This is a genomic window from Streptomyces sp. NPDC000880, assembly GCF_053599675.1.
In genome coordinates this window covers 20,724-33,810 of record NZ_JBSFMS010000073.1, presented here as the reverse complement: position 1 = coordinate 33,810, position 13,087 = coordinate 20,724, and the positions used below count along the sequence as shown (strand labels likewise).

Annotated in this window: 9 protein-coding genes and 3 pseudogenes; 5 read left to right on the top strand and 7 right to left on the bottom strand. The window is 69.5% G+C overall.

The features are described 5' to 3' along the window. Positions 1-214 precede the first annotated feature (214 nt). Positions 215-2,140 carry a helix-turn-helix domain-containing protein gene (locus ACWDO5_RS22670; protein WP_450532158.1) on the top strand — a complete coding sequence of 642 codons (1,926 nt, stop codon included), beginning with the start codon at positions 215-217 and terminating at the stop codon, positions 2,138-2,140. 69 nt (positions 2,141-2,209) lie between these two features. Here the strand turns inward: ACWDO5_RS22670 and ACWDO5_RS22665 are convergent, their stop codons facing one another. Beyond that, complete coding sequence (locus ACWDO5_RS22665) at positions 2,210-3,592, bottom strand: MFS transporter (protein ID WP_450532157.1); 1,383 nt, start codon at positions 3,590-3,592, stop codon at positions 2,210-2,212. A gap of 163 nt (positions 3,593-3,755) precedes the next feature. Then, positions 3,756-4,370: pseudogene (locus tag ACWDO5_RS22660) on the bottom strand (alpha/beta fold hydrolase); the annotation flags it as partial. On the opposite strand from ACWDO5_RS22660, the gene ACWDO5_RS22655 reads away from it, so the two are divergent. After that, positions 4,346-4,573, top strand: a complete 228-nt coding sequence (locus ACWDO5_RS22655) for a hypothetical protein (protein ID WP_450532159.1) — start codon at positions 4,346-4,348, stop codon at positions 4,571-4,573. The pseudogene ACWDO5_RS22660 and the gene ACWDO5_RS22655 sit on opposite strands and share 25 nt — an antisense overlap. 66 nt (positions 4,574-4,639) lie before the next feature. After that, positions 4,640-5,692: a LacI family DNA-binding transcriptional regulator gene (locus tag ACWDO5_RS22650; protein ID WP_450532156.1), complete on the top strand. Its 1,053-nt coding sequence runs from the start codon at positions 4,640-4,642 to the stop codon at positions 5,690-5,692. Between the two features lie 10 nt (positions 5,693-5,702). Here ACWDO5_RS22650 and ACWDO5_RS22645 read toward each other — a convergent pair. After that, positions 5,703-6,302: pseudogene (locus ACWDO5_RS22645) on the bottom strand (glycoside hydrolase family 16 protein); the annotation flags it as partial. A 283-nt stretch (positions 6,303-6,585) separates the two neighbouring features. Here ACWDO5_RS22645 and ACWDO5_RS22640 point away from each other — a divergent pair. After that, a complete protein-coding gene (locus ACWDO5_RS22640; RefSeq protein ID WP_450532155.1) occupies positions 6,586-8,775 on the top strand; it encodes a discoidin domain-containing protein in 2,190 nt (729 codons plus the stop codon). Positions 8,776-8,914: 139 nt separating this feature from the next. Here ACWDO5_RS22640 and ACWDO5_RS22635 read toward each other — a convergent pair whose 3' ends face one another. The 3 genes and pseudogenes from ACWDO5_RS22635 to ACWDO5_RS22625 form a co-directional block, all read right to left on the bottom strand. Further along, positions 8,915-9,328, bottom strand: a complete 414-nt coding sequence (locus tag ACWDO5_RS22635; RefSeq protein ID WP_450532154.1) for a pyridoxamine 5'-phosphate oxidase family protein — start codon at positions 9,326-9,328, stop codon at positions 8,915-8,917. 34 nt (positions 9,329-9,362) lie between these two features. Further along, positions 9,363-9,455 (bottom strand): annotated as a pseudogene (locus ACWDO5_RS22630) (IS5 family transposase); the annotation flags it as partial. Positions 9,456-9,525: 70 nt separating this feature from the next. Next, a complete protein-coding gene (locus ACWDO5_RS22625; protein WP_450532153.1) occupies positions 9,526-10,107 on the bottom strand; it encodes a hypothetical protein in 582 nt (193 codons plus the stop codon). Positions 10,108-10,653: 546 nt separating this feature from the next. On the opposite strand from ACWDO5_RS22625, the gene ACWDO5_RS22620 reads away from it, so the two are divergent. After that, positions 10,654-11,802, top strand: a complete 1,149-nt coding sequence (locus ACWDO5_RS22620; RefSeq protein ID WP_450532152.1) for a serine hydrolase domain-containing protein — start codon at positions 10,654-10,656, stop codon at positions 11,800-11,802. A 182-nt stretch (positions 11,803-11,984) separates the two neighbouring features. Here the strand turns inward: ACWDO5_RS22620 and sbnA are convergent, their stop codons facing one another. Further along, a complete protein-coding gene (sbnA, locus tag ACWDO5_RS22615) occupies positions 11,985-13,067 on the bottom strand; it encodes a 2,3-diaminopropionate biosynthesis protein SbnA (RefSeq protein ID WP_450532151.1) in 1,083 nt (360 codons plus the stop codon). Positions 13,068-13,087: the final 20 nt, after the last annotated feature.

Genomic DNA, 13,087 nt, shown 5'->3' with positions numbered 1-13,087 from the left:
TCGACACACCCCACCCAACGCCACACGACCGGCCCAGGACACCCCCGGACCGGTCACACCATACGAATCAACGACCCGCGAAGTACGGGACTAGACATCCTGGGCTTCCCGCGACATCCCGCGGCCGCCTGCCTGGGGTGACGCGGTTGTCCACAACGGCTTCGTCGTCCACAGGGCTGGTGCGACCACCCGTACGGCAGGTAATCCTGTGTCCATGTCCCACGATCAAGCCTCCTACCTGGAGCTCCTGGCACGCGGTGCCGCCACCGAGGCGTACGACCGGCCCGTGCTGCTCGCCCGCGCGAGCGGCGCGGCACCGGACGAGCTCGCCGCCATCGAGCACGCCAAGCAGCTCGCGCTGCGGGTGCGCGCCGAGCTGGAGGGGCGGCGACGGCGTGAGGCCGAGCTGTCCGCGCTCTTCGAGACCGCGCACGACCTGGCGGGTCTGCGCGACCTCGACGCCGTGCTCCGGGCGATCGTGCAGCGCGCCCGCTCGCTGCTCGGCACCGAGGTCGCGTATCTGAGCCTCAACGACCCGTCGGCGGGCGACACCTATATGCGGGTCACGGAAGGGTCGGTGTCGGCGCGCTTCCAGCAGCTGCGGCTCGGCATGGGGGAGGGGCTCGGCGGGCTCGTCGCCCAGACCGCCCGACCGTATGTCACCGACAGCTATTTCGACGACGCCCGCTTCGAGCACACGAGGGCGATAGACACGGCCGTCAGCGACGAGGGCCTGGTCGCGATCCTCGGGGTGCCGCTGACGCTCGGCAGCCAAGTGATCGGCGTGCTCTACGCCGCGGACCGCCGCGCGAGAGTCTTCGAACGCGAACAGGTCGCGCTGCTGGCCTCCTTCGCCGCCCATGCGGCCGTCGCCATCGACACCGCCAACCTGCTGGCGGAGACCCGTTCGGCGCTTGCCGAGCTGGAGCGGGCCAACGAAATCATCCGGGATCACAGCGGCGTCATCGAGCGTGCCTCGGAGGTCCACGACCGGCTCACCGAGGTGGTGCTGCGCGGCGGAGGCGTTCATGACGTGGCCGCCGCCCTGTCCGAAGTCCTGGAAGGCTCGGTCGAGTTCACCGACGACGACCTCGACGCAACCGGCGCCGACGGCCGTGCGATACGGCACGGAGACGACTGGGTGGCAGCGGTCTCGGCGGGCGGCGAGCTGCTGGGCGCCCTGGTGCTCCGCAGCCGGCGGGACCTCGATCCCGTCGACCTGCGCACCTTGGAGCGCGCCGCCATGGTCACCTCGCTGCTGCTGCTCGCCCGGCGCTCCGCCCACGACGCCGAACAGCGTGTACGGGGCGAGCTGCTCGACGACCTCCTCGACGCCGCCGACCGCGACCCGCGGCTGCTGCGTGAGCGGGCTGCGCGGCTTCGGGCCGACCTGGACGCCCCGCATGTGGTGCTCGCCGCCCGCATTGACGGCCCCGGCACGGACGCCGCGGACCGGGACTCGGCCGTCCGGGACTCGACCGGACGGGACACCGCTGCCGCCGAGCGAGAGACCGCGGACCGTCAGCGTCTGTGGTCCGCCGCCTCACACCTGGCCGCGACCCGTTCGGGTCTGGCGGCTGCTCGCGACGGCGGCACCGTACTGCTGCTGCCGCTCGGCCCCGACGACAGTGCGTCCGACGTCGCGCGCCAGACCGCCAGGCAACTGGGCGGCACGCTCAGGGAGTTGGTCACTGTCGGCGCATCCTCACCGGTGGCCGCGCCCGCCGGCGACCCGAGCCCGATAGCCGGCGCGTACGCACAGGCGCGTCGCTGCCTCGACGCCCTGCGCCTGCTCGGCCGCTCCGGACAGGGCGCCGCGGCACAGGACTTGGGGTTCCTCGGCATGCTGCTCGCCGACCCCGGCGACATCGACGGCTTCGTACGGCGCACGATGGGCGAGGTCGTCGAGTACGACCGGCGGCGCGGCACCGACCTGGTCCGTACGCTCGATGCGTACTTCGCGAGCGGCATGAGCCCGGCCCGTACGAAGGACGACCTGCACGTCCATGTGAACACTGTGGCCCAGCGCCTGGAACGAATAGGCCGGCTGCTCGGCTCCGACTGGCAGTCACCGGCGAGGGCGTTGGAGATCCAGCTGGCACTGCGGCTGCATGCGATGTCCGCGGCGGTCGCCCACTGAACGCGCCGCTGCGCGGACCCCGTTGGGACCCGCGCAGCGCCACACACCCATACGCCATGCGTCTGCCTGTCAGGCAGTTCGCGCATCGGCCGGCCGAGCCGCCGGCCCGTCGTCCACCGGCTCGGCCTCGATCGCGTTCAGATCCCGCTGCCGGGTCTCCCGCGCACAGCCGACGGCCACGATGGTGAGCAGCGCGGCGGCGATGACGTACAGAGCGATCGGCGTCGACGAGTCGTAGTCGGCGAGGAGCGCCGTGGCGATCAGCGGAGCCGGAGCGCCGGCCGCGACCGACGAGAACTGCGCACCGATGGAGGCCCCCGAATAGCGCACGCGCGTGGCGAACATCTCGGAGAAGAACGCCGCCTGGGGTGCGTACATCGCCCCGTGCAGCACAAGCCCCACCGTGACGGCGAGCAGCAGACTGCCGAAACTGCCCGTGTCGATGAGTGCGAAGAACGGGAACATCCAGGCGCCGACACCGATCGCGCCGATGAGATACACAGGCCTGCGCCCGATCCGGTCCGACAGCGCGCCCCACGCCGGGATCACCGCGAAGTGCACGGCGGAGGCAATGAGTACGGCATTGAGCGCGGTCTGCTTGCTGAGCTCCACTGCGGTCGTCGCGTAGACGAGGATGAACGCCGTGATGACGTAGTAGCTGATGTTCTCAGCCATTCGCGCGCCCATCGCCACCAGCACATCGCGCCAGTGGTGCCGCAGCACGGCGACGAGCGGCATCTTCTCGACCTGCCCGGCGGCCGCCCTGCGCTCCTCGGCCTGTGCCAGCGCCGCCTTGAAGACCGGGGATTCATCGACAGAGAGACGTATCCACAAACCGACCATCACCAGCACACCGGAGAGGAGGAACGGTATGCGCCAGCCCCATGAGGTGAAGGCGGCATCCGAGAGCAACGCGGTGAGAGCGGAGAGCACTCCGGTGGCGAGCAGCTGTCCGGCGGGCGCCCCGGTCTGCGGCCACGACGCCCAGAACCCGCGCCGTTTGGCGTCCCCGTGCTCCGACACGAGCAACACGGCCCCGCCCCATTCACCGCCGAGCGCGAATCCCTGCACCAGCCGCAACACCGTGAGCAGCACGGGCGCGGCGGTCCCGATGGTGGCGTGCGTCGGCAGCAGCCCGATGGCGAAGGTCGCCCCACCCATCAGCAGCAGACTCAGTACCAGCAGCTTCTTGCGGCCGAGCCGGTCGCCGTAGTGCCCGAAGACCAGTGCACCCAGGGGGCGGGCGGCGAAGCCGACGGCGTAGGTGAGGAAGGAGAGGAGAGTTCCGACGAGCGGGTCGGAGCCAGGGAAGAACAGCTTGTTGAAGACCAGCGCGGCGGCCGATCCGTAGAGGAAGAAGTCGTACCACTCGATGGTGGTGCCGATGAGACTCGCGGCGACGATGCGCTTGAGGGAGCTCGGAGCTGGTGGAGCGGTTGCGGGGGCGGCCATGGACACCACTTCCGGACAGTTGGCGGGGACGTTTGTGCGTCGCCACACCGTAGGAAGACGCAGGTCAAGGGCACATGTGGTGGGACACCACAGTTCGGAGGGTCAGTGTGCGCGTGCCCACCATGATGGGAGTGTGGGGGCCGGGTCAGGGTCGGCCGTTGCCGTCCGCGCCCCGCCAGTGCGGATCCGACCGGATGGCTCGGAGCTGGATGTCCGCCCAGGCGATCTGCTCGGCGCTCGCCGCCGGCGGGCAGGCGAGCAGCAACAGGGGCTTCGGTGCGCCCCGGACGGGACACCGCCCACTCCAGCGCCCGCATCCCGCCCATCGACCCGCCGATCACCGCCGCCCAGCGGTCGATGCCCAGCCGGTCGGCCAGCGCCGCCTCGGCCGCCACCTGGTCCCGCTGCGTGAGAAACGGGAAGCGACGCCCCAGCGACTGCCGTCGGCGCGCCGTGAGGAGGGGCCTGTACTGCCCTGGCAGCCGCCCAGCACGTTCGGGGCGACGACGAACCAGCGGTCGGTGTCCACCGCGTGTCCGGGGCCGATCAGGCCGTCCCACCAGCCGCGGATCGGCGGTGCCGATGTCGGCCAGCAGCGCGGCCAGATCGTCCTTGAGTGGTGTGATGGAACGTCAGGGTCTCGCAGAACGCGAGGCAGTGCTGTCGGATCTGGAAACCCAGCTGGGGCGCTGTTTCCCCGCCGGACCCCTGCGCCGCGCGTGAGGCGAGGTGCGCGTCCGCCTCGGCCCGCACATGGCGCAGCTGAGAACGCAGCCATGTGTGCACCTCGAGGAGCTTGTCGGCCAGGGTGTTGATCGGCCGTGGCTCCGCTTCGGGCTCGGAGCGTTCGAGCACCACGACCGGCAGTGCTCCCGCTCCGAGTCCCGTGGCGGAACCGGGGCGGAGGCCAGACGCCTCGCCGCGGATCTCGCCGCCGCCCGCACCGACGCGCTGGCCCGACTGCGGCCCCTGTCAGGTTAGATGTGGGCTCCACCCATCATGGGGGCAGCCCGCCGCACCGCCGGTACCTGCCGGTATAAAGAGGTCATGACTGCCGACGTGCCCCCGTCCACACGTCCCGTGACCCTTGAGGACGTGGCCCGGGTGGCGGGCGTCTCCCGCGCCACAGTCTCCCGCGTGATCAACGGAGCGACCACGGTGGACGCGGCGCTCCGGCAGGTCGTCGAGGAAGCCATCGCCGCCACCCAGTACGTGCCCAACCGCGCCGCCCGGTCGCTGGTGACGCGGCGGACCGACTCCATAGCCCTCGTGGTCTCCGAGCAGGAACAGCGGTCCGTCGCCACTCCCTTCATCGGGCGGATGTTCACGGACCCCTACTTCGGGCGGGTGGTCGGCGGACTGCTCGAAGTGCTGCGCCCGGCCGGGGTGCAGATGATGCTGATGCTGGTGGACGACGAGGTCTCCCGCGGCCAACTGCTGTCCTATCTGCGCCAGGGGCATGTCGACGGCGTGGTGCTCGTCTCCGCGCACGCGGCCGACCCGCTGCCGCAGATGATTACCGACACGAGGCTGCCCGCCGTCCACGCGGGGCGTCGCGCGCAGCTCACCGGCGTCACCTATGTCGAGGTGGACCAGCGCGCCGGCGTCCAGCTCGCCGCGGACCATCTGGTGGGGCTCGGCCGCAGACGGATCGGCACGGTGGCGGGCCCGCAGGACATGCCGGCCGCACAGGAGCGTCTCGAAGGGTTCCTCGGCGCGATGGCGCGGCACGGCATCGACGACGTTGCCTGCGTCGAGGGCGACTTCACCCACGCCGGAGGCGCTGCCGCGATGAAGCAGCTCCTCGCCCAACGGCCGGACCTGGACGGCCTGTTCGTCGCCTCCGACCTGATGGCGCTGGGCGCGCTGCCGGTGCTCGCCCGCGAGGGCCGAGGCGTGCCGCAGGACGTTGCTGTCGTCGGATTCGACGACAGCAACGCCGCCCTGGCCTGCGACCCCCCGCTGACGACGGTGCGTCAGCCGGTGGAGGAGATGTCGTCGGAGATGGCCAGGCTGCTGCTGCGGCAGATCAACGAGCCGGGTCTTCGCCCGCCGTCGGTGATCTTCCATCCGGCGCTGGTGGTACGCGAGTCGGCCTGAGGCCCCCGGCCTACTGCCAGACCTTCACGTAGTCGACGGTCATCTTCTGCGGGAAGCGGGTGCTGGCGTCCGGCGGGCCGGGCCAGTCGCCGCCGACCGCGTTGTTGAGGATCAGGAAGAAGGGGTGGTCGTAGACCCACGGGGTCCGCTCCAATGTCTCCTTGTCGACCGTGTGGATCACGGTGCCGTCGACGGTGAACTTCATCCCGTTGCTGTTCCAGTCGAGGGCGAAGGTATGGAAGTCGTTCGCGAAGTCCCCGCCTCCGGGCAGTGCGTAGGGCGAGCCGTAGCCGTTGGCGCCGAAGTACGCCGGGGCGTGCAGAGTGGAGTACGTGGTGTTCGGCTCCTTGCCGACGTGCTCCATGATGTCGATCTCCCCGCAGTACGGCCAGGGCCGGCCGGCGGAGAAGTAGTCGGCTCCGAGCATCCAGAACGCGGGCCAGAGCCCCTGGGTGCCCGAGACCTTGATGCGCGCCTCGAGCCTGCCGTAGGTGAAGGTGAACTTCCCGTAGGTGTTCAGCCGCGCCGAGGTGTACTGGCAGGTGGTGCTGCCGCCCAGCGGATCGGGCGGGCATGCCGACCCCGGGGTCGCCTCTCGGCGGGCCTCCAGGCCCGCAACCGGGAGCGTGGACGCCACCTTTTGAATCGTCAAGTGTTGCGGACAGGTCGATTCAACTCCCGGCAACGGTTACGGGGTTGAGCCGCCCAGTCCGGGCGAAGCTCGGATCTGAGCCTTCAGATCCTGAACACAACAGGCATCCAGGGGCAGTTGGCCAACGATCGTGTGCACAAGTATTGACGCGGCTGTCTGACAGGTTGAGCATCGACAAGGGTGAGAGAGCGCTCTCTCATGTCCGCGTTCACCCCCACCCCTGACATCACAGGAGCCGCTGATGCCCACTACCCTCGCCAAACCGCTGCGCCCACCCGCCGGCCCGGCGCACCACCGCACGCTGACGGCTCTCGTCATCACCGCCCTCGTCGCGGCGGTGCTCGGCATCCTGCCCACCGCGTCGGCGCACGCGGCTCCCGTCCTGCTCTCCCAGGGCAAGACGGTGACTGCCTCCAGCCAGGAGAACGGCGGAACACCCGCATCTGCCGCGGTGGACGGCGACAACGGCACCCGATGGGCCAGCGCGTTCAGCGACCCGCAGTGGATCCAGGTCGACCTCGGTGCGAGTGCCACGGTGAACCAGGTCGTCCTGGCCTGGGAGACGGCGTACGCGACGGCGTACCGGGTCGAGTTCTCCACAAACGGCACCAGCTGGACCACGGCGCACTCCACCACCACCGCCACCGGAGGCACCGAGACGCTCAACGTCTCCGGAACGGCGCGCTACGTCCGGGTGTACGGCACGGCCCGTGCCACCCAGTACGGCTACTCACTGTGGGAGTTCGAGGTCTACGGAACGACGGACGGCGGAGGCGGACCGCAGATACCGGGCGGCGGTGACCTCGGCCCCAACGTCGTCGTCTTCGACCCGTCCACGCCCGACATCCAGGGCAGGCTCGACCAGATCTTCCGCCAGCAGGAGTCCGCGCAGTTCGGCAGCAGCCGCTACCAGTTGCTCTTCAAGCCCGGCACCTACAACAACATCAACGCCCAGATCGGCTTCTACACCTCCATCGCCGGTCTGGGGCTGAACCCGGACGACACGACGTTCAACGGGGACGTGACGGTCGACGCCGGCTGGTTCAACGGCAACGCCACACAGAACTTCTGGCGCTCCGCCGAGAACCTCGCCCTGAACCCCGTCAACGGCACCAATCGCTGGGCGGTCTCCCAGGCCGCGCCCTTCCGCCGTATGCACGTCAAGGGCGGGCTCAACCTCGCGCCGAGCGGATACGGCTGGGCCAGCGGCGGTTACATCGCCGACAGCAAGATCGACGGCACGGTCGGCCCGTACTCCCAGCAGCAGTGGTACACCCGTGACAGCTCGGTCGGCGGCTGGACCAACGGCGTCTGGAACATGACCTTCTCCGGTGTGCAGGGGGCACCGGCGCAGAGCTTCCCCAACCCGCCGTACACCACGCTCGACACCACCCCGGTCTCGCGCGAGAAGCCCTTCCTGTACCTGGACGGCAACGAGTACAAGGTCTTCGCCCCCGCCAAGCGGGTGGGCGCACGCGGCACCTCATGGGGCAATGGCACGCCGCAGGGCGAGTCGATCCCGCTCAGCAGGTTCTACGTCGTCAAGCCCGGAGCCACCGCGTCCACCATCAACGCGGCACTGGACCAGGGGCTGCATCTGGTGTTCACGCCCGGTGTCTACCACGTCGACAGCACGATCAACGTCAACCGCGCCAACACGGTGGTGCTCGGCCTCGGGCTTGCCACGATCATTCCGGACAACGGTGTGACCGCCATGAAGGTGGCCGACGTGGACGGTGTGAAGCTGGCCGGCTTCCTGATCGACGCGGGCCCGGTCAACTCTCCGACCCTGCTGGAGGTCGGACCGGCCGGCTCGTCGGCGGACCACGCGGCGAACCCGACCACCGTCCAGGACGTGTTCATCCGGGTTGGCGGCGCCGGCCCCGGAAAGGCCACCACCAGCATGGTCGTCAACAGCGACGACGCGATCATCGACCACACCTGGGTGTGGCGTGCGGACCACGGCGACGGCGTGGGCTGGGAGACCAACCGCGCCGACTACGGGGTCAGGGTCAACGGTGACGACCTGCTCGCCACCGGTCTGTTCGTCGAGCACTTCAACAAGTACGACGTGGAGTGGTACGGCGAGCGCGGCAGAACGATCTTCTTCCAGAACGAGAAGGCTTACGACGCACCCAACCAGGCCGCCGTCCAGAACGGCAGTACCAAGGGGTACGCGGCCTACAAGGTCGCCGACTCGGTGAACACGCACGAAGGCTGGGGGATGGGCAGCTACTGCTACTACAACGTGGACCCGACGATCCGGCAGGACCACGGCTTCCAGGCCCCGGTGAAGCCGGGCGTCAAGTTCCACGGCCTCCTCGTCGTCTCACTCAGCGGCAACGGGCAGTACGAGCACGTCATCAACAACACGGGGTCACCCACCTCGGGAACGTCGACCGTGCCGTCGGTCGTCGCCAACTTCCCGTAGGGAGAGGGCCGGAGCGGTGGGGAAGCTCCGCTACCGCATCCTGCACGTCGCCGCCCGCCTCACCCGCGGCGGATGCCGCCTCCATCTTCGGACCTCCGCGACTTGGCCCTGGAGAAACGAGCTCGCCACGGCCCCCGAGTTACCAGCCAGACGGCTTGGCCGTTCCCATGGCGCGGGTGACGGCGATCTCGATGACGACGCGTGTCGGGTTGATGCGCGGCGGTTTGTACCGCTCGGCGTAACGCCGTTCGGCATCGGCTACAGATGCGGGATCGTCCCTGACGATGGCGGTGCCTTCGAGGGTGCACCAGCGACGTCCCTCTGCCTGGCTGACGGCAACGATCGTGTCGGGGCCGGCGGCGAGCAGGTTACGAACCTTCTTGCTGCTGGCGCTGCTGATGACACGAGCGATGCGGGTCTTGGGATCGTAGGTCACGCCGACGGGCACGAGGTGCGGGGTGCCGTCGGGGCGGGGTGTGGTGAGGAAGCAGGTCCGTCGTTCCTGCCAGAAGTCGGCGCCAGGTTCTGCGGGCGGGGACGCCTCGGCCGTCATGCTCTTCCTTTGTTCGAGTGGACCGGTGCTGCGGGTCCCGCCGGTTTGGCGTGGATTCGGCAGTGAGCCTGCGGCTCATGAGGTCGATCAGCGCGAGGCGGATCATTGCTTCGGAGCGGTGCGGATGGCAGTGCGGTGGCGCCATTTCGCCCCTGTTCGCGGTTCCCGCTCCAGCACTTCGTGATCAGGTCAGCAGGTTAGCCGGTACGTACCGCCGTGACGGTGAAGCGTTCGACCTCGGCGATGTGCCCGCCGGTGGATGCGACAACTGTGAGTACTCGGTCGCGGGCGCCGGAGAAGGACACCGACTGTTTCCAGAGCTGTCCGTTGCCGCCCGCCGAGGTGCAGCATGAGGTGCCCAGCGGCGTCGGGGACGACGGCTGGCGCACCTGGACGCGGATACTCTCGTCCACGCCGGTGATCCGGCCGCCGGTCTGCATCGGGGAACGGACGAGCGACCCGTATCCGGGCATGGTCAGGGTGAACGTCGTGTCGTCGGTGCCCACGACCTCCCACGGGGCGTCGGGGCCGGTGCCGTACCGAACGAGGTGGATGGTCGCCGCGGTGCCGCCCTCGGGTCCGCGCGGTGCGACGCCGATGCGGGCGTGCAAGCCGCTGACGGTGCGTGCGGTGATGCGGTCGATGCTCTGGAAGCCGAGGTAGCCCTGGGCGAAGGACAGTGCGGTCTGTTCCGGGTCGAGATGCCAGGGTTGGTGTCCGCTGGAGCGGTAGTCACGCTGCCATGCCTGGGCTTCGGCGAGCGTGGCGAACGGCCACAACGGCTGGAGACGCCCGGATCCGAGTGCTGGCGCGCTGTCACCGGGTGCGGCCGTGGTCGGCGCTTGTGTGCCCGGCGGCATGGTTGCCGACGGGGCGGCGGGGACGGGCGTGGCGGGCGATCGCGATGGTGCGGACGTACCTGGTGCGGCGGACGGCGATCCCGACGCGGTCGGGGGGCCGCCGGAGCCCCCGCAGGCGGTGAGCATCAGGCCGGCCACGGCCGTTGCTGCGAAGAGCCGGAGTGGGAGCCAGACGTTCATAAGTGCCCCAAAGGAAACGTGTACCGACCGCCGATCCGGTCTGCGTGGCTATCGTCCCACCACTCTGGTTCACGTCACAGCCCCCCGGACCCGGCCGCGCCCCGCGGCGCAGCGCCCGGTGTGACGCCGGCCACGGGCGCGCACCGCTGGCCGCGTGAAAAGAGGCGGCTGGACCGCGCGGCTCAGACGCCGAACGCTATGACCGGGCCCCGACGGCACCGGCCCGATGATTCTGCGGCGCGGCGGGAGTCCTGTCTCCGACCGCACACTTGAGAGGGTGGAGCCATGGCCGATCTGCGCAACACACTGGAGACGCACGTCAGCAAGGGCTCGGTGCCGGGAGCGGTGGGTCTGGTGGCCCGCGGTGACCGGGTCGAGGTGGAGGCCGTGGGATCCGTCGACGTCGAGGGCACCGCTCCGATGGCCAGGGATTCGATCTTCCGCATCGCATCGATCACCAAACCCATCGTCGCCGCGGCCGTCATGATGCTGGTCGAGGACGGCCGGATCGCGCTGGACGACCCGGTCGGGCAGTGGCTGCCGGACCTCGCGTCACCGAGCGTTGTCCGTACGCCGGCCGCGCCGGTGGACGACGTGGTCCCGGCGGTCCGGCCGATCACCGTGTTCCATCTGCTCAGCTCCCGTGCCGGGTACGGCTTCCCGTCCGATTTCTCGCTGCCCGCGGTCGCGCCGCTTTTCAGCGAGCTGAAGCAGGGGCCTCCGCAGCCGCAGACCGTCCCCGCGCCGGACGAGTGGATGGCGAGGCTGTCCCGCATTCCGCTGCTGCACCAGCCGGGCGACGGCTGGCTGTACAACATCAGCTCCGACCTTCAGGGCGTACTGATTGCCAGGGTCACGGGGCGACCGCTGCCCGAGTTCCTGGCCGAGCGACTGTTCGAGCCGCTCGGGATGGCCGACACGGCATTCGCGGTCCCGGCGGCCAAGCGCGACCGGTTCACCGGCTACTACCGGACCGATCCCGAGGGTGGTCTCGAGCTGGTCGACGCCCCCGACGGGCAGTGGAGCAGCCCGCCGGCGTTCCCGAGCGGCGCCGGCGGGCTGGTCTCGACCGTCGATGACTGGCTCGCCTTCGGCCGGATGCTGCTCTCCGACGGGACATCTGGCGGCCGCCGGCTGCTCACGCCCCAGTCGGTGCGGCAGATGACCGCCAATCACCTGACCTCGTCCGAGCGTGAGTCCGCCGGGTTGTTCCTCGAGGGGATGGGCTGGGGTTTCGGCGGCGCGGTCGATGTCGAGGCCGCCGAACCGTGGAGTGTGCCGGGACGCTACGGCTGGGTCGGCGGCACCGGCACGGCCGCTCACGTCACACCGTCCACCGGCGCGGTCACCATTATGCTCAGCCAGCTGCAGATGGGCGGACCGACCTTCCCCGCGCTGATGCGGGACTTCTGGCGGTACGCGGCCGGCGTCTGAGACGAAGCACGGTGCCGGGCAGGACACGGCGTCGGACCGCGGCGGAGGAACCCCCGCGAAGCCGCTCATGGGCTGGGGAGCGTCCTGCTCGGCCTGACGGATCCGGTCGTTGAGCAAGTGCCCGCGCTGCTTGCGGACCAGGTCAGCCAAGGACCGTGCGAGGTCGCAGGCACGGGTGGTATCTAGGTCTTACGGTCCTGGAGTTGATGGCGCCGGTTGCCACTGCGGTCGCCGCTCTGCACGTCCGGCCGCTGGCCCGACCGCGTCGGTGGCGCGGGGGAGCCTGCCCAGGAATCGGCGGCCACCTCGTCGGAGTTGAGCACGCCCTCGCCGTAAAGATCCTGCAGCCAGTTGGCCTGGTAAACGGTGTCGAGGTAGCGATCGCCCAGGTCAGGGGCAATGGCCACCGCGGTGAGGTCACGCGCTTCATGCTCGGCCAGCCAGCCCATCGCGCCGCTGACCACCGTGCCGGTGGAGCCGCCGAACAGGAATCCGTGCCTGGCCAGACGATGGCAGGTACGGACGGTGTCCGCCTCCTCGACGCGTATCACCTCATCCACATAGGACTCGTCGAGCAGCGGCGGACGGATGCTCATACCCAGGCCGGGAATCATCCGGCGGCCTGGCGCACCACCGAAGGCCACCGAACCGACGCTGTCCAGTGCGATGATCCGCACCGGGTGGTGCCACTCCCGGAAGTAGCGCGCGCAGCCCATCAGGGTCCCGGTGGTGCCGGCTCCGACGAACAGCACGTCCAGGCTGGGGAACTGGTGTGCGATCTCTGGCGCTGTCTTGCGGTAGTGCGCCTTCCAATTGCTCGGGTTGGTGTACTGGCTGAGCCACACGTAACGGTCATCGGAGGCGCACAGCCCGCGGACGTAGTCGATCCGCGCGCCGAGGAAGCCGCCGTTGGCATCCTGTCCGGCGACGATATGTACTTGGCTGCCCAGGGCCTCCATCATCAACCTGGTCGACAGGTTACAGCGGGAGTCCGTCACGCACAGGAACCGGTAGCCCTTGCTCGCCGCGATCATGCTCAGCGCCACGCCGAGGTTTCCGGACGAGGACTCGACCAGGATCGATTCCGGCGTCAGGACTCCATCCCGCTCAGCGGTCTCCACCATCTCGGTCGCGGCCTTCAGCTTGATCGAACCGGCGAAGTTGAAGCCCTCACACTTCAGGAAGAGCGAGTGCCCGAAGATCGACTGAAGGTCGACGTAGAGCTCCTCTTCATTGAAAGCGTAGGGAACGGATATGACGGGCACGATGGTCTCCTCGTTTACAG

Excerpts from the sequence above, each read along its gene's own strand:
- ACWDO5_RS22640 (WP_450532155.1), top strand. The coding sequence starts at position 6,586 with ATGCCCACTACCCTCGCCAAACCGCTGCGCCCACCCGCCGGCCCGGCG.
- ACWDO5_RS22665 (WP_450532157.1), bottom strand. The coding sequence starts at position 3,592 with ATGGCCGCCCCCGCAACCGCTCCACCAGCTCCGAGCTCCCTCAAGCGC.
- ACWDO5_RS22655 (WP_450532159.1), top strand. The coding sequence starts at position 4,346 with ATGGCGCAGCTGAGAACGCAGCCATGTGTGCACCTCGAGGAGCTTGTC.
- ACWDO5_RS22650 (WP_450532156.1), top strand. The coding sequence starts at position 4,640 with ATGACTGCCGACGTGCCCCCGTCCACACGTCCCGTGACCCTTGAGGAC.
- ACWDO5_RS22670 (WP_450532158.1), top strand. The coding sequence starts at position 215 with ATGTCCCACGATCAAGCCTCCTACCTGGAGCTCCTGGCACGCGGTGCC.
- ACWDO5_RS22620 (WP_450532152.1), top strand. The coding sequence starts at position 10,654 with ATGGCCGATCTGCGCAACACACTGGAGACGCACGTCAGCAAGGGCTCG.
- ACWDO5_RS22635 (WP_450532154.1), bottom strand. The coding sequence starts at position 9,328 with ATGACGGCCGAGGCGTCCCCGCCCGCAGAACCTGGCGCCGACTTCTGG.